Origin of the sequence: Inquilinus ginsengisoli (genome assembly GCF_031453975.1) — a bacterium.
Lineage (GTDB): Bacteria > Pseudomonadota > Alphaproteobacteria > DSM-16000 > Inquilinaceae > Inquilinus > Inquilinus ginsengisoli_A.
This window is the reverse complement of record NZ_JAVDPW010000011.1, coordinates 207,553-223,341: the sequence shown is the minus strand read 5'-3', so window position 1 is coordinate 223,341 and position 15,789 is coordinate 207,553. Positions and strand designations below refer to the sequence as shown.

The window sequence follows — 15,789 nt, the reverse complement described above, 5'->3', positions numbered from 1 at the left end:
AGCAGATCCGTATTGGCGCTTATCTTCTCAAGCAGCACGTCTTGGGAACCAAGCGCTATCCGATGGTCCTGATGCTGGAACCGCTGTTCCGGTGCAACCTGGCTTGCGCCGGCTGCGGCAAGATCGACTATCCCGACGAGATCCTGAACCAGCGCCTGTCGGTGGCCGACTGCCTGCAGGCGGTGGATGATTCGGGCGTGCCCGTGGTCTCGATCGCCGGCGGCGAGCCGCTGCTGCACAAGGAGATGGCGGAGGTGGTGCAGGGCATCATCGACCGCAAGAAGTACGTCTACCTGTGCACCAATGCGCTGCTGATGGAGAAGAAGCTCGACCAGTACAAGCCGAGTCCATTCCTGATCTGGTCGGTCCATCTCGACGGCGACCAGGAGGACCACGACCGGTCGGTGTGCCAGGACGGCGTCTATGACCGCGCGGTCAAGGCGATCAAGGCCGCCAAGGCCCGCGGCTTCCGCGTCAACATCAACTGCACGCTGTTCAACAACGCCGTGCCGGAGCGCGTCGCGGCCTTCTTCGACGACGTCAAGGAGATGGGCGTCGACGCCATCACGGTCTCGCCCGGCTATGCCTATGAGCGGGCGCCGGACCAGGAGCATTTCCTGAGCCGTCAGACCACCAAGCAGCTGTTCCGCGACATCTTCAAGCGCGGCGAGAACGGCAAGCGCTGGTCGTTCAGCCAGTCCACGATGTTCCTCGACTTCCTGGCCGGCAACCAGACCTATCACTGCACGCCCTGGGGCAACCCGACGCGCACCTATTTCGGCTGGCAGCGGCCCTGCTACCTCCTGGGCGAGGGCTATGCCCAGACCTACAAGGAGCTGATGGAAGACACCGACTGGGACAAGTACGGCACCGGCAACTACGAGAAGTGCGCCAACTGCATGGTGCATTCCGGCTACGAGGCCAGCGCGGTCAAGGACATGTTCCGCAACCCGCTGAAGGCCTTCCTGGTCAGCATGCGCGGCATCCGCACCGAAGGGAAGATGGCGCCCGAGATCTCGCTCGACCGTCAGCGTCCCGCCGAGTTCGTGTTCTCGTCCCACGTCCAGAAGGCGCTGGACAAGCTACGCCACACCCCGAAGGTGGCCGCGGCGAAGGGCGCCGGCGGCGGCAAGTAGCGCCGCCATTGCCGCACCGCTCTGCCGCCCCAGGCGGATGAGCGCCGGTAACTGACCAGGGCTGCGGGCCAGGGCCCGCAGCACCGGCCCCACCGCGGGCCTTCCCTCCGCATCCAGACCGACCAGCGCGGCCGGCGGCAGCCCATGCGCCGCCGGGTCCGCCACGGCCCGCAGCACGCCGAAGGGCAGCCCGGCCGCCACGGCGGCGGCTGCGAGCGCAGCACTCTCCAGATCGACGATGTCGGCGCCGCTGTCGCGGTGCAGCGCGGCCTTGGCCGCCGAGGTGTCGACGATGACGTCCCCGCCCCAGACCACACCCCGTGAGGCGCCCGGCAGGGCGGCCGCCAGCTGCACCGCCAAGCCGGGATCGCAGGCGTGATCGCCGGCGCGGGTACGGACCGCGGTGCCGATCACCAGGTCGCCGCTGCGCAGGCCCGGCGCCAGTCCGCCGGCGATGCCGAAGCTGAGCAGCGCCGTGGCGCCCTGCGCCACCAGGTCCCGTGCCAGCGCCTCCGCCCGCGCCGGATCGCTGGCCGAGCACAGCACCAGCGGCGAGATCGCCCGTGCGATCTCCGCCTCCCTGGCCAGGCCGGTCAGGATGCCGAGCATGGGTCGCTCCTCATCCAGACCAGCCCGTCATCCCGTGCGCGCTGCGGCGCGAAGTGCCGCTGCGCAGACACGGGATCCCGTCGCGGCCCAGAGGAGATCCCCGCTTTCGCGGGGATGACGATGAGGGGGAGAGGTAGGATTTCCCTCTGCAGAGACCGTCTGGAAGCGCGTTGGCGTGAGTCGGCTGGTGGTGGCGCCGAGAACCGGCGCGCAGCGGACGTTTGGTCCGTGAGCACCGGAAGCGCAGGCGCCGCCATCAGACGGCCGCGCCGGCGCGCTTCCAAGCGGTCTCTCACATCCCGACCTCGATCCGGCCGCTGTTGCTGTCGCGCAGGCGGCGGTAGCGGGACAGGGCCCAGGTCGGGAAGAAGGCGGGGTAGCCGTGATAGCGCAGGTAGAACACCCGGGGGAAGCCGACCGCGGTGAAGCTGGGCTCGTCCCACAGCCCGTCGGGGCGCTGCTGCGCCGAGATCCAGGCGATGCCCCGGGCCACCGCGGGATGGTCGGTCTCGCCCGCCGCCATCAGCGCCAGCACCGCCCAGGCGGTCTGCGACGCGGTCGAGGTGGCCGGCGTCATCTCCGGCTTGCCGGCATAATAGCTGTCGCCGGATTCGCCCCAGCCGCCATCCTCGCGCTGCTGCGCCAGCAGCCAGGCCACGGCGCGGCGGATATAGGGCGCTTGCATGTCGGCCGCGACCGCGTTGAGGGCGCACAGCACCGACCAGGTGCCGTAGATATAGTTGGTGCCCCAGCGCCCGAACCAGGAGCCGTCGGCCTCCTGCTCGCGCCGCAGGAACTCCAGCCCGCGCGCCACCACCGGATCGTCTGCGCGCCTACCTAGCTGGCCGAGCATGCTGAGGCAGCGCGCCGTGACATCCGATGTCGGCGGGTCGAGCAGCGCGCCGTGGTCGGCGAAGGGGATGTGGTTGAGGTAGTGGTAGGTGTTGTCGACCTCGAACGCCGCCCAGCCGCCATTCTTGCTCTGCAGCCCGACCAACCATTCGACGCCGCGGTCGATCGCCTCGCGGTAGCGCTCCGGGTCGGCGCGGTGCATCGCCATCACCACCACCGCGGTGTCGTCGAGGTCGGGATAGTGCGGGTTGGCGTACTGGAAGGCCCAGCCGCCGGGCCGCACATCCGGCCGTCGGTCGGCCCAGTCGCCCTTGACGTCCAGCACCTGCTTGCCGACCAGCCAGTCGAGGCCCCGCTTCGCCCGCGCCACCGCCTCAGGGTCGCCGGCATCCAGCAGCGCATGGGCGGTCAGGGCGGTGTCCCACACCGGCGACAGGCAGGGCTGGGCGTAGGTGACGCCGTCGACGGTCTCGACCAGCTTCTCGACCGAGGCCCAGGCGGTCTTGAGGTCCGGATGGTCGTCCGGATAGCCCAGGCATTTGAACATCATCACGGAATTGGCCATGGCCGGGTAGATCGCGCCCAGCCCGTCCTCGCCGTTCAGCCGCTCGGTGACGAAGGCCACGGCCTTGTCGACCGACTTACGCCGCCGCGGGAAGAACGGCTCGATCGGCCGCAGCATGCCGTCCAGGCGGCGGAAGAACCGGCCCCAGAAGGTGCCGTCGGCATGGACGTGCCAGTTCTTCACGTTCTCCGGCGGCTCGACCATCAACTCCTGGATCGACAGCGCGCCGGGTGAGGCCGGCCGCGGCTTCTTCGCCATCAGCACCAGCAGCGGCACGATCACCGTCCGGCTCCAGTACGACACCTTATTGAGCTGGAACGGGAACCAGGAGGGCAGCACCATGATCTGCACCGGCATCACCGGCACCGCCCGCCACGGCACCTGCTCGAACAGGGCCAGCAGGATGCGGGTGAAGACATTGGCGCGGGCGGCGCCGCCGGCGGCCAGGATGGCGGCGCGGGCGCGGGCCATGTGCGGCGCGTCGACATCGTCGCCCGCCGCCTTCAGCGCGAAATAGGCCTTCACGCTGGCGCTGATGTTGAACGGCCCGTCATGCCACAGCGGCCAGCCGTCATGCGTGGCCGACTGGATGCCGCGGATGTAGGTGGCCAGCAGCGCCTCCTTCTCGCGGTCGACCACGCCGAGGAAGTGCTTCAGCAGGATGTATTCGGCCGGGATGGTGGCGTCGGCCTCGAGGATGAACGCCCAGTGGCCGTCCTCGCGCTGCAGGCCGAGCAGCCCGTCCACGCCGCGGCCGATCGCCTCGTCGAGGGTGGTGCGCGTGGGCGTGGCGAGGTCGGCGGTCTGGGGGCTGTGCATGGTCATGGCGAGGGGTTTCGGGGCTGACGGGACGGGGCGGGCGAGGCGCCGGGCTGGTCGTAGACGCGGCCCTTCCAGGCCCCGCCGACGCCGGCCCAGTGGCGCCGCGCCGAATCGATCGTGGCGCCGAGATAGACCAGCGCCGCGACCGGCAGGAACGGCGCCCACAAAGGCGAGCGCCGGTAGAACAGCAGCATGGGCAGGTAGCACCCGCTCATGATCGCCCAGGCGGCCAGGGCGACATATCGCGCCGCCCCCTGCCCCGCGATCGTCACGACCGGCGGCACCAGGTAGGTGACGACCAGGCCGGCGACGGTCCCGGCCAGCAGCCAGGGCGAATAGCGCAGCTGGGTATAGGCCGTCCGGGCCACCATGCGCCAGATCTCGCCGACATGACCGTAATCGCGCAGGCTTTCCGCCTCGTCGGTGAGGTCGAGCCGGATCCGGCCGTGGCGCTTCAGCGCTGCCGCCAGGGTGCAGTCGTCGATCAGCGCGTCGCGGATGGACTCGATGCCGCCGATCCGGGCCAGGGCGGTGCGCCGCACCAGCATGCAGCCGCCGCCGGCGCCGGCGGTCGGCCGGTCGGCGCGGTTCACCCAGGCGAAGGGGTACAGCATCTTGAAGAAGAACACGAAGGGCGGGATCAGCCAGCGTTCGGCGGCGGCGACGCAGCGCAGCCGCACCATCTGCGACACCAGGTCGAGCCGGTCGATCTCGCCCCGCGCCACCAGCTGCGCCAGATTGCCCGGCCGGTGGATGATGTCGCCGTCGGTCAGCAGGACCCAGCGCGCGTCCGGCGCCACCCGCTCCGCCGCCGCCACGCCCTGCGACACCGCCCACATCTTGCCGACCCAGCCGGGCTGCAGCGGCGTGCCGAAAATGACGGTCAGCCGGTCGGCGGCGCCGACCTCCGCCGCCGCGGCGCGGGCCAGGTCGGCGGTGCCGTCGGTCGACTGGTCGTCGACCACCACCACCTGCAGCCGGCCGGCATAGGCCTGGCGCAGCAGCGAGCCGACGGTGCCGCCGATGCCCTCGGCCTCGTTGCGCGCCGGGATCACCACCACGACATCGGGCCAGCTGGACGGCAGCGGCGCCTCGGGCGCGGTCGCGGTCTCCCAGAACCGGCCGCGGAACAGCCACAGGTTGAGCCAGACGACGAGGCTGGCAATCGCGAGCACCAGGCCGATCATTTCAGGTAGCCGTTGGTCCGGAACCAGTCGAGCGCATCGACCAGAGCCTGCCCCGCCGGGCGCGGCCGGTAGTCCAACGCACCCCTGGCCTTGTCGGAGGAGAAGAACATGGTGTGCCGCGCCATGCGCAGCGCGTCGCGGGTCACCATCGGCTCCTTGCCGGTCAGGCGCGACACCGCCTCGGCCACCAGCGCCACCGGCCAGATCGGGCCGAGCGGCAGCCGGATCTTCGGCGCCCGGCGCCCCACCAGGACGGCGATCTCGGCCAGGATGGCGGACAGGGTGAAATCCTCGCCGCCCAGGATGTAGCGCTCGCCGGGTGCGCCCCGGGCGAAGGCGGCCAGGTGGCCCTGGGCGACGTCGTCGACATGGACCAGGTTGAGGCCGGTGTCGACGAAGGCGGGGATCCGCCCGGTCGCGGCCTCGACGATGATCCGGCCGGTCGGGGTCGGCTTGACGTCGCGCGGCCCGATCGGGGTCGAGGGGTTGACGATCACCACCGGCAGGCCGGTCTCGGCGGCCGCCAGCCGCGCCGCATCCTCGGCCAGGAACTTCGAACGCTTGTAGGGGCCGATCATCTCGGCCGCGGTCGCCAGCGTGGTCTCGTCGGCCGGCCGGCCGTCGGGCCGGTGGCCCAGCGTCGCCACGCTGGAGGTGTAGACGGCGCGGGCCACCCCGGCGGCGGCGGCGGCGCGCAGGATCGCGGCGGTGCCGTCGACATTGGCCCGGTACATCGCCTGCGGGTCGCGGACCCACAGGCGATAGTCGGCCGCGACATGGAACAGGGCGGTGCAGCCGGCCAGCGCCGGGGCCAGGGTGGCAGGATCGGCGAGGTCGCCCTCGACCGGCTCGACCTCCAGCCCGGCGAGGTTGCGCCGGTCGCTGGCCGGGCGGACCAGCGCCTTGACCCGGTGGCCCTGAGCCAGCAGCGCGCGGGCGACCGCCGAGCCGACGAAGCCGGTGGCCCCGGTGACGAGGGCGATCTCGCTCATGCGGCCCCGCGGCCGCCGATTGAACGCCCGCCCGTCGAACGCGGGACCTGTCTCGGCAGTGTCATCATGGCGGCGAGACTGTCGAAGCGGGCCCGCCACCGCAACTTAAAAGGACGTAGCCCTCCCCGGCCCCTGCTGCATGCGGGGGGTCGGCGGATGAAAGCTGGCACCTTGCATGGCCTCTCCACCCCCTTTCGTCATTGCGAGCGCAGCGAAGCAATCCATGGCGCCGCCTGGCATGGATTGCTTCGTCGGCTCGCCTCCTCGCAATGACGAAGAGGGGTGTGGCGCGGCTGAAAGGCGACGCGAAGGGCTGCGGTGGCCGACCACGTCTTCAGTCCGGGTTCATCGCCGCGAAGGTGGCGTCGTAGCGACCGTCCCGCTCGGCCCAGCGCCGAGCGCGGTCGCGCTCGACCAGCACCTCGCCCCGGGGATGGTCTCCCCGCTCCAGCAGCTGCATCACCTCCGCGACATAGGCGGCGACCGGCATGGCGCGCGGGTCGGAGGCCCGGCGGGCGCCGGTCAGCGCCGTCTGCACATAGGGCGGCGCGAGTTCGAGCACTTCGACGGGGACGCTGCGGAGCTGGTGACGCAGCGACTGGAGCCAGGAGTGCAGGAACGCCTTGCTGGCGCAGTAGGCCGGGAAGTCGGCACGGGGCACGAAGGCGAGGTTGGAGCTGGTGGCGATGATGGTCGCGTCCGGCCGTCCTTTCAGCACCGGCAGCAGCGCCGCCGTCACGCGCAGCACGCCCAGGATGTTGGTCTCCACGATCGCCTGGGCGTCGGCGGCATCCCAGCCGTCTGCCGCCATGTCCTCCGCCCGCGAGATGCCGGCGTTGGCGATCAGCACATTGAGGTCGGGAAAGCGCGCGCGAATTTCGGTCGCGAGGCGGGACAGCGCGGCCGGGTCATTGAGGTCGAGCGACATCCCGACCAGGCCGGGGCGACCGGCCGTGACTTCGTCCAGCAGGGCCTGCCGCCGCCCGGTGACGATGACGCGGTTGCCGCGCTGGTGCAGGGCCTCGGCCAGTGCCCGGCCGATGCCGCTGGTGCCGCCGGCGATCAGGATCGTGTTGCCGGTGATCTTCATGATTGCTGCCTTTCGTCATGAGAAAGGCGACGGCGGCCCCTGCCGCGAGCCATCCCGGGACGACAGCCGACGTCGCGGCGGGGACAGGCCCGGCCAGGATGGATGTGTCGAGCGGGCGAGCCGCAGAGCAGGAGAGTGAGGACATACCGTCGCGCCTTTTGCCTCGAGATCTCCCTGCTGGGACCTTCTCGACCAAGGACGCGTTGGATGACGGTAACGCCTACGGCAGCGCCATCGAGGCGGCTGCGGGCGGATGGTTAACGCCTGGGGAGCCCGACCGTCAAGCGGCCATGGCGTGTCGCCTCCCCCGCCTCCCCCTTCGTCATTGCGAGCGCAGCGAAGCAATCCATGGCGCCGCCTGACATGGATTGCTGCGTCGGCTGCGCCTCCTCGCAATGACGAAGAAGAGTGCGGGACAGGGGACAGTGCGGCGCTTGGTCCGCCGGCCTTTGCCTTGACAATTCCGGGGGGTCTGCGATCTGGTGGCCCGGTTCAGGGCCGCGCGACGGTTCAGCCGTCGCGCCGTCGTTTCCCGATCGGCCCTGGCCGATAGTAGACAGGCGATCATGACCGTGCCGGCCGACCGAGCCATTGCCGACTCTTCTCCGCCCGCCGGCGGTGCGCCCACTGCCGTGGAGGTGGCGGCGTCCAAGACCTCGCGCCAGGAGAACTTCCCCGTCGGGTCCTGGCTGCTGCCCAAGGCGCTGCGGCCGCATATCGCCGCCTTCTACCGCTTCGCCCGCACCGCCGACGACATCGGCGACGACCCCGACCTGGCACCGGCGGAGAAGCTGGCCCGGCTGGACGCGCTGGAGGCGGGGCTGACCGGGCCGGGGCCCGACTCCACCACCGCGATCCGCGCCTCGATCGCCGCGACCGGCGTCGGGCTGGTGGATTGCCGCGACATCCTCACCGCCTTCCGCCGCGATTCCGAGAATCGCAGCTGCGCCAGCTGGGACGACCTGATCGACTATTGCCGCTACTCCGCCAACCCGGTCGGGCGCTACCTGCTGCGGCTGCACGGCCAGGCGGAATCGACCTTCCCGGCCGGCGACGCGCTGTGCACCGTGCTGCAGATCCTGAACCACCTGCAGGATTGCGGCGACGACTGGCGCAAGCTGCGCCGCATCTATGTGCCGACCGACTGGATCGCGGCGGCCGGCGGCATCGACCGCTTCTTCACCGCCGACGAGGCCTCGGCCCGGCTGCGCCGTCCGGTGCTGGACCGCTGCCTCGACCTGGTCGACGCCATGCTCGACACCGCCACCACCCTGCCCGGCCAACTGACCTCGCGGCCGCTGGCGGCGGAGGTCAGCGTCATGCTGTGGCTGGCGCGCCGGCTGGCCGCCAGGCTGCGCGCCGGCGACCCGCTGCTGGGCCGGGTGGCGCTGGGCAAGAGCGACTTCGCCAGGGCGCTGCGCCCCGGCCTGTCGGTGATGGCCTTCGGCGCCAGGCCGCTGGACGATGCGACGCTGGTGCGGATGGCGGTCTTCCGCGCCAAATCCTCCTTCGCCGCCGGCATGCGCATCCTGCCGCCGGACGGCCGCCGCGCCATCTACGCCGTCTACGGCTTCTGCCGCCAGGTCGACGACATCGCCGATTCCACCGCGACGGTCGAGGAGAAGATCGCCGACCTCGCCGCCTGGCGCGAACGGCTGGACCGCATCTTCGCCGGCCGGGGCGAAGACCCGCTGGACCGCGAGATGATCTGGGCGATCCGGCGCTTCGACCTGCCGCGCGCCGAATTCGACGGCATGCTCGACGGCATGACCATCGACGCCGCGGCGGAGGTGCGGATCGCCGACCGCGCCGGGCTGGCGCATTACGCCCGCTGCGTCGCCGGCACCGTCGGCGTCCTGGCGGTCAAGATCTTCGGCTGCCCCGATGCGGCCAGCGAGGCCTTCGCCGTGGCCCAGGGCGAGGCGCTGCAGCTGACCAACATCCTGCGCGACGTCGACGAGGATGCCGGGCTGGGCCGGCTGTACCTGCCGGAGAGCTGGCTGCGCGAAGCCGGCATCTCGACCGACGCGCCGATCCCCACCATCGTCGCCGACCCACGGATCGCCCAGGTCTGCGCCCGGCTGGCGGCCGACATCGTGCCGCTCTACGCCGCCCTGCCCGGCCTGATGCCGCCGGGCACCGAGAAGCGGATGAAGGCGGCGCTGATCATGCAGCACAGCTATCGCCGCATCTTCGAGATGCTGCAGGCCCGCGGCTACACCGACCGCCGCGTCCGGCCGCGCCTGTCGAAGCGCGAGAAGCTCGGCATCCTGCTGTCGGCCCTGCTGAAGTGACGGCGCATGTGATCGGCGGCGGCCTCGCCGGGCTGGCCGCCGCGGTCGAGCTCGCCCGCACCGGCATCCCCGCCGTGGTGTACGAGGCCACGGCACGCCCCGGCGGCCGCTGCCGCGCCTTCCACGAGCCGGTGCTGGACCGCATCATCGACAACGGCAACCACTTGGTGCTGTCGGGCAACCGCAACGTGCGGCGCTATCTCGAGCTGATCGGCGCGGCCGACCGGCTGGCCGCCCCGGCCCGGCCGGGCTTCCGCTTCGTCGACCTGACCCGCGGCCGCGAGTTCACCCTGCGGCCCAACCGCGGGTCGCTGCCGTGGTGGATCCTGCGCGCCGGGCGCCGGGTGCCGGACACCCGGGCCGGCGACTATCTGGCGCTGCGCCGCCTGTCCAAGGCCGGGCCGGCCGACACCGTGGCCCAGGCCTTCCCGGCCGGCGAGCTGTATCGCTGCCTGATCGAGCCGCTGGCGGTCTCGGCCCTCAACACCCCCGCCGACGAGGCCTCGGCCCGCGGCCTGTGGGCGGTGGTGGAGCAGACCCTGGCCAAGGGCGGCGCCCAGACCATTCCGCTGATCGCCCGCAACGACCTGGCCGACACCTTCATCAACCCGGCGCTGGACTTCCTGCACCGCCGCCGCGTCACGGTGCGGACCGGGACCCGGATCAAGGCGCTGCATCTCGACGACGGCCGGGTCGAGGCGCTGGAGCTGGACCAGGGGCTGCTGCCGCTGGCGCCGGACGACCAGGTGGTGCTGGCGGTGCCGCCGGCGATCGCCGCCCGGCTGGTGCCGGGGTTGGTGGTGCCGGAGGCGGACGAGCCGATCGTCAACGGCCATTTCGCCATCCCGCTGCGGGACGAGCCGCACGACATCGCCGGCATCGTCGGCGGCACGGCGCATTGGGTGTTCCGCCGCCCCGGCATCGCCAGCACCACGGTCAGCGCCGCCCGCGACCTGGTGGACGCGCCGGCGGAGGCGATCGCGGCGCTTCTGTGGGCCGATGTGGTGCGGGCCTTCCCGGACCTGGCCGGCGACCTGCCGCTGTACCGAATCATCAAGGAGAAGCGGGCGACCATCCGCCAGACCCCGGCCGACGAGGCCCGGCGTCCGCCCTGCTCCACCGGCTTCGCCAATCTGTGGCTGGCGGGCGACTGGACCGCGACCGGCTTGCCGGCGACGATCGAAGGCAGCCTGCTGTCCGGCTTCCGCGCCGCCGAGCACATCCGCGGCCGCGGCACGGCCCGTGGCCGGAAGCGGTGATCGTTGGGTTCTGTTGCGGGTTTAATTTTTATTGTCATGCCACGGCTTGACCGTGGCATCCAGGGACGGCCAGAGCGGCTCTCGATGGCCCCTGGATTGCCCGGTCAAGCCGGGCAATGACAGTGATGGGGATGGTGGGCCGGCGCCCTACGCATCATGCCGAGGCCAGCATGTCCCGCACCAGCGGCGCCACCTTGCTGCCGAACAGCTCGATGCTGCGCATCAGCTTGGGGTGCGGCAGGGTGCCGGCGCTGTACTTCATCTGGAAGCGCGCGGCGCCCAGCGCCGTGACCGTGGCGACGATCTTGCGGGCGACCGTCTCCGGCGACCCGACATAGAGCGAGCCGTGCTCGGCCTCGCGCTCGAACTCGTCCTGCCCCATCGGCGGCCAGCCGCGCTCGCCGCCGATGCGGTCGCGCATACGCTTGTAGTCGGGGTACAACTCCTCGCGCGCCTGGGCGTCGGTGTCGGCGACATAGCCGGGCGAGTGGATGCCGATCGGCAGCACCGGCTTGCCCAGCTGCGCAAAGGCGCGGTGGTACAGGTCGACATAGGGCCGGAAGCGCTTGGGGTCGCCGCCGATGATGGCCAGCGCCAGCGGCAGCTCGTAGCGCGCGGCGCGGACCACCGATTCCGGGCTGCCGCCGACGCCGATCCAGGTCTTCAGCCGCCCGGTCTCGACCGGCGGAAACACGCTCTGGTTGCGCAGCGGCGGGCGGGTGGTGCCCTGCCAGGTCACCGGCTCCTGCCGCAGCAGCGCCGCGAACAGGTCCAGCTTCTCCTCGAACAGCGTCTCGTAGTCGCTCAGCGCGAAGCCGAACAGCGGGAAGGATTCGGTGAAGGAGCCGCGACCGAGGATGACCTCGGCCCGCCCGTTCGACGCGGCATCGAGGGTGGAGAAGCGTTGGAAGACGCGGATCGGGTCGTCGGAGCTGAGCACCGTGACCGCGGAGCCGAGATGGATCCGGCTGGTGCGGCCGGCGATCGCCGCCAGCAGCACCTCGGGCGCGGACACCGCGAAATCGGCGCGGTGATGCTCGCCGACGCCGAAATAGTCGATGCCGAGCTGGTCGGCCAGCACGCCTTCCTCGATGACGTCGCGCAGCACCTGCCCGTGCGGCAGCAAGGCGCCGTCCGCACCAGTGGTGACGTCGCCGAAAGTGTCCAGGCCGAGTTCGAGGGGCTGTGCCATCAGGGTCTCTAGGTCGCGGGAATCGTCACCGCAGAGATGGCCCCCGGGCGCGGCCGGTCAACGGCGCCCGCGGAAACAGACTGTCCTACGGATGGATCTTCTCGCCCGCGCGCTCCGTCGCAGCGCTCCCCAATTGTCATGCCACGGCTTGACCGTGGCATCCAGGGGCGGCCAGAGCAGCTCTCGGTGGCTCCTGGATTGCCCCGGTCGAGCCGGGCAATGATAGGAAGAGGAAGCCGCGACTACACCCGGAACTTGTAGGCCTTGCCCGGCTCGCGCTCGATGTCGGGCGGGAAGTTGGCCCGCTTCTCCGCAAAGTAGCGCTCGCGGTGGTCGCCATCGGCCAGGCGGTTGTAGGTCAGGTACAGGATGCGCCGCGCCTTGTCGGTCAGGTTCGGCTTCGAGGCGTGCGGGGCGTAGCTGTCGAAGAACAGCACGTCGCCCGGTTCGGTCGTCACCGGGTCCAGCGTGAAGCCCGCCATCTGGGCGTCGGTCAGCGGCTTCCACTCCTCGCCGATCATCCCCGTCAGGCGCGGCGTGTCCGCCATCTCCAGGCAGCCGTTCTCGACCGTGGCGCGGTCGACCGAGACCATCACGGTGAGGAAGATCGGGGCGTAGCGCGACCAGCCGGCCTGCTGGTCCTGGTGCGGCTCGAACCCGGCGCCGCCCGCCATCTTGAAGTTGATCTTCTCCTTGTACAGGCAGGAGGGACCTTCGAGCAGCTGCTCCACCGCCTGGAACAGCCGGCCGCCGCGGACCAGCCCGTCGAACTGCGGGTGGTAGGGGCAGAAGTTCTCGATCCGCTGCACCACGCGCTGGTTCGGGTCCAGCAGGCTGGGCTCGTAATAGACCATGTGCTTGCCCGGCTCTTCGGGCATGGCGCTGAGCTCGTCGGTCCAGCGGGTGATCGCCGCGGTCTCGGCCGCGTCGAAGAAGCCGCGGGCGGCGACCCAGCCGGTGCGCCCGTAGGCCGCAAGGTCTTCGGCGGAAAGCGGGCCGGCTGCGCCGGTGCGGCCGGGGGGCAGGGAATCGGGCATTCTCAACGCTCCAACTGCGGCAGGATCTCCTGTCGCGCGCGGGTGACATCCACGTCGAAGTCGATCTCGGTCCAGGGCAGGTCGCTGATGTCGGCGACGCCGAAACGGCCGGGCTCGGCCAGGATCAGGTCGCGGATCGCTTCCTCATACTCCACAGTGGTGATGCCCTGGCCGACATACCAGTCGGTGCGCTCACCGAGCGCACGCGCCATATCGGGCGAGAAGCGGAAAAAGCCGACCGATTCCCCGTGCCAGTCATGGGCGTGCTCGGGCTTCTTGCGGAAGTCGACGATGACGTCGCCGCGGAAGCAGATCTTCACCGGCTCGTCGCCCGGCTCGATCTCGCGGTCGACCAGCAGCGTGTTCTCCGGCGCCGCGGCCAGCAGCCGGCCGATCATGGCGGCGCCGTACAGCACGTCGCCATCCATCAGCACGACCGGGGCGCCGGACGACAACAGGTCGCGCTGGGCCCACAGCGAGACCAGGCTGCCCTCGCGGTAGCGCGGGTTCTCGACGAAGCGGATGCGGCTGGTGAGGCCGAGCCGCTCGATCTCATGCCGGATCGAGTCGCCCTCATGCCCGATGGTGATCGAGATGTCTTCGACCCCATTGGCGTGAAGCGCGGCGATATGCCGTTCCAGCAGCGATCGGCCGCCGAACTGAAGGAGGATTTTTGGGCCGTCCACGGCCGTTCCCAGGCGTCGCCCGACCCCGGCCGCGAGGATGATCGCGGCGGTCGAACGCCCATCGCTATATGACAAGACCGTGATGCTCCGGTTGCATTTTTCGGACGCAGGATGAAGATACAGGCCGATATGGCGGCCCGGCAAGGCGCTGGACGTCTGAGATTCCGCAACCCGGACATCCGGTTCAGGACTGAAGACGCGATGAAGGCTTTCGAAGAGACCGCCTCGGCGGGCCCGTCCAGCGGCGCTGCCGCCGAGCGGAATGGACGCCCGAAGACGGTGTTCGCGGCGCTGCGCGAGGAGATCGCCTCCCCGTCGCTGTCCTTCCTGATGGAGGCCCATAACGGCCTGTCGGCCAAGATCGTCGAGGAAGCCGGCTTCCGCGGCATCTGGGCGTCCGGCCTGACCGGATCGGCCAGCCTGGGGCTGCGCGACAGCAACGAGGCGTCCTGGACCCAGGTGCTGGACACCCTCGAATACATGGCGGATGCCACCAGCCTGCCGATCCTGGTCGACGGCGACACCGGCTACGGCAACTTCAACAATGTCCGCCGCCTGGTGCGCAAGCTGTGCGAGCGCGGCATCGCCGGGGTCTGCATCGAGGACAAGCTGTTCCCGAAGACCAACTCCTTCATCGGCGAAGCCCAGCCGCTGGCGGACATCGATGAGTTCTGCGGCCGCATCAAGGCCGGCAAGGACAGCCAGACCGACGACGACTTCATCCTGGTCGCCCGGGTCGAGGCCCTGATCTCCGGCCGCGGCATGGAAGAGGCGCTGCGCCGGGCCGAGGCCTATCACGCGGCCGGGGCCGATGCGATCCTGATCCATTCCAAGAAGTCGACCGCGACCGAGATCTTCGAGTTCACCGAGCGCTGGGCCAACCGGTCGCCGGTGGTGATCGTGCCGACCATGTACTACGCCACCTCGACCGACCTGTTCCGCCAGGCCGGCATCTCGACCATCATCTGGGCCAACCACCTGCTGCGGTCGTCGATGACCGCGATGCGCGAAACCGCCCGGCGGATCTTCGAGGACCAGTCGTTGCGCGAGGTCGAAGGCCGGGTGGCCAGCGTCCGCGACATCTTCGCCCTGGTCGGCAATGCCGAGCTGGAGGCGGCGGAGCGCCGCTACCTCCCCGGCAAGGCGGCGCCCAAGGCCGTGGTGCTGGCGGCGTCGCGCGGCGACCTCGGCGACCTCACCCGCGACCAGCCGAAATGCATGATCGACGTGCGCGGCCAGTCGCTGCTGCAGCGCCTGGTCTCGACGCTGGGCGACAGCGGCCTGCGCGACGTCACCGTGGTCCGCGGCTACCGCAAGGAGGCCGTGGCCGTCCCCGGCATCAAGACCGTCGACAACGACCGCTTCGCCGAGACCGGCGAGGTGTTCTCGCTGGCCCAGGCGCGCAAGGCGCTGGATGGCGAGGCGGTGGTCGCCTATGGCGACGTGCTGTTCCGCCGCTACATCCTGGACGGGCTGATGTCGAGCGAGGGCGATATCGTCGTCGCCGTCGACGGGTTGAGCCTGTCGGTCAAGGACCCGAAGAAGACCGTGCGCGACCTGGTGGCCGCCGACCGGCCCTATTCCGGCAGCTATCTCGACGACACGCCGGTGCATCTGAAGTCGATGTCCGAGTCGATCCCGTCGGCCGAGGTCAGCGGCGAATGGATCGGCCTGGCCCGGTTCAGCACCCAAGGCGCCGCCTGGCTGCGCGAGGAGATCGACCTGATCGAGGCCGAAGGGCTGCTGGAGACGGCGGATTTGCCGCTGCTGCTGACCCGCCTGGCGGCCAAGCATCCGGTGGTGGTGCAGTACTTCACCGCCCATTGGCTGGATGTCGACACGCTGAGCGACCTGGCCGACGCGCGCAACTTCACCTAGAGCCGGCCACCCCAACTATCAGCTTTTATTGTCATTGCCCGGCTCGACCGTGGCATGACAATAGAAGTCGAGGGCGCTTTCCAAGACCTGATATGGGTCCGAATGATACATAAGGTCGCGTGGTGGGCGTCGCCCACAACCCAGCCCGTACCGGAAATGCAAGCAGATGCGCTTCCATCCCGGGTCCTGG

At 70.4% G+C, this 15,789-nt stretch carries 12 protein-coding genes; 4 read left to right on the top strand and 8 right to left on the bottom strand.

All coding sequences use genetic code 11. The annotated features are described in order from the left end of the window. The first annotated feature begins 41 nt into the window (after positions 1-41). Positions 42-1,136 (top strand): adenosyl-hopene transferase HpnH, encoded by a 1,095-nt coding sequence (hpnH, locus tag E9232_RS29030; RefSeq protein ID WP_441740755.1) that lies wholly within the window; start codon positions 42-44, stop codon positions 1,134-1,136. Here the strand turns inward: hpnH and E9232_RS29025 are convergent. The 5 genes from E9232_RS29025 to E9232_RS29005 all read right to left on the bottom strand — a co-directional run bounded on the left by E9232_RS29025 (position 1,083) and on the right by E9232_RS29005 (position 7,253). Continuing rightward, the gene (locus E9232_RS29025) at positions 1,083-1,745 is read right to left on the bottom strand and encodes a phosphorylase family protein (protein ID WP_309800161.1); all 663 of its coding nucleotides are present in this window, start codon (positions 1,743-1,745) and stop codon (positions 1,083-1,085) included. The genes hpnH and E9232_RS29025 overlap by 54 nt on opposite strands. Positions 1,746-2,037: 292 nt before the next feature. Next, on the bottom strand, positions 2,038-3,987 hold the full coding sequence (gene shc, locus E9232_RS29020) for a squalene--hopene cyclase (RefSeq protein WP_309800158.1): 1,950 nt from the start codon (positions 3,985-3,987) through the stop codon (positions 2,038-2,040). Then, complete coding sequence (locus E9232_RS29015) at positions 3,984-5,159, bottom strand: glycosyltransferase (RefSeq protein ID WP_309800156.1); 1,176 nt, start codon at positions 5,157-5,159, stop codon at positions 3,984-3,986. The genes shc and E9232_RS29015 overlap by 4 nt, the downstream gene beginning before the upstream one ends. Before the next feature lie 8 nt (positions 5,160-5,167). Then, the gene (gene hpnA, locus E9232_RS29010; RefSeq protein WP_309800153.1) at positions 5,168-6,163 is read right to left on the bottom strand and encodes a hopanoid-associated sugar epimerase; all 996 of its coding nucleotides are present in this window, start codon (positions 6,161-6,163) and stop codon (positions 5,168-5,170) included. A gap of 334 nt (positions 6,164-6,497) precedes the next feature. Continuing rightward, positions 6,498-7,253 (bottom strand): SDR family oxidoreductase, encoded by a 756-nt coding sequence (locus E9232_RS29005; protein ID WP_309800150.1) that lies wholly within the window; start codon positions 7,251-7,253, stop codon positions 6,498-6,500. A gap of 566 nt (positions 7,254-7,819) precedes the next feature. Here E9232_RS29005 and E9232_RS29000 point away from each other — a divergent pair. Together E9232_RS29000 and hpnE are read left to right on the top strand one after the other, a co-directional pair. Further along, positions 7,820-9,547: a squalene/phytoene synthase family protein gene (locus tag E9232_RS29000; protein ID WP_309800147.1), complete on the top strand. Its 1,728-nt coding sequence runs from the start codon at positions 7,820-7,822 to the stop codon at positions 9,545-9,547. Further along, positions 9,544-10,806 carry a hydroxysqualene dehydroxylase HpnE gene (gene hpnE, locus E9232_RS28995; protein WP_309800144.1) on the top strand — a complete coding sequence of 421 codons (1,263 nt, stop codon included), beginning with the start codon at positions 9,544-9,546 and terminating at the stop codon, positions 10,804-10,806. Before E9232_RS29000 ends, hpnE begins: the two co-directional genes overlap by 4 nt. Before the next feature lie 154 nt (positions 10,807-10,960). On the opposite strand, the gene E9232_RS28990 is transcribed toward hpnE, so the two are convergent. The 3 genes from E9232_RS28990 to E9232_RS28980 form a co-directional block, all read right to left on the bottom strand. After that, a complete protein-coding gene (locus tag E9232_RS28990) occupies positions 10,961-11,998 on the bottom strand; it encodes an LLM class flavin-dependent oxidoreductase (protein WP_309800141.1) in 1,038 nt (345 codons plus the stop codon). A gap of 242 nt (positions 11,999-12,240) precedes the next feature. Further along, on the bottom strand, positions 12,241-13,035 hold the full coding sequence (locus tag E9232_RS28985; protein ID WP_309800138.1) for a phytanoyl-CoA dioxygenase family protein: 795 nt from the start codon (positions 13,033-13,035) through the stop codon (positions 12,241-12,243). A gap of 2 nt (positions 13,036-13,037) precedes the next feature. Continuing rightward, the gene (locus tag E9232_RS28980) at positions 13,038-13,796 is read right to left on the bottom strand and encodes a phosphocholine cytidylyltransferase family protein (RefSeq protein ID WP_309800137.1); all 759 of its coding nucleotides are present in this window, start codon (positions 13,794-13,796) and stop codon (positions 13,038-13,040) included. 126 nt (positions 13,797-13,922) lie between these two features. Here E9232_RS28980 and aepX point away from each other — a divergent pair, with 126 nt between their 5' ends. Then, complete coding sequence (aepX, locus tag E9232_RS28975) at positions 13,923-15,599, top strand: phosphoenolpyruvate mutase (RefSeq protein ID WP_309800135.1); 1,677 nt, start codon at positions 13,923-13,925, stop codon at positions 15,597-15,599. The last annotated feature ends 190 nt before the right edge of the window (positions 15,600-15,789 follow it).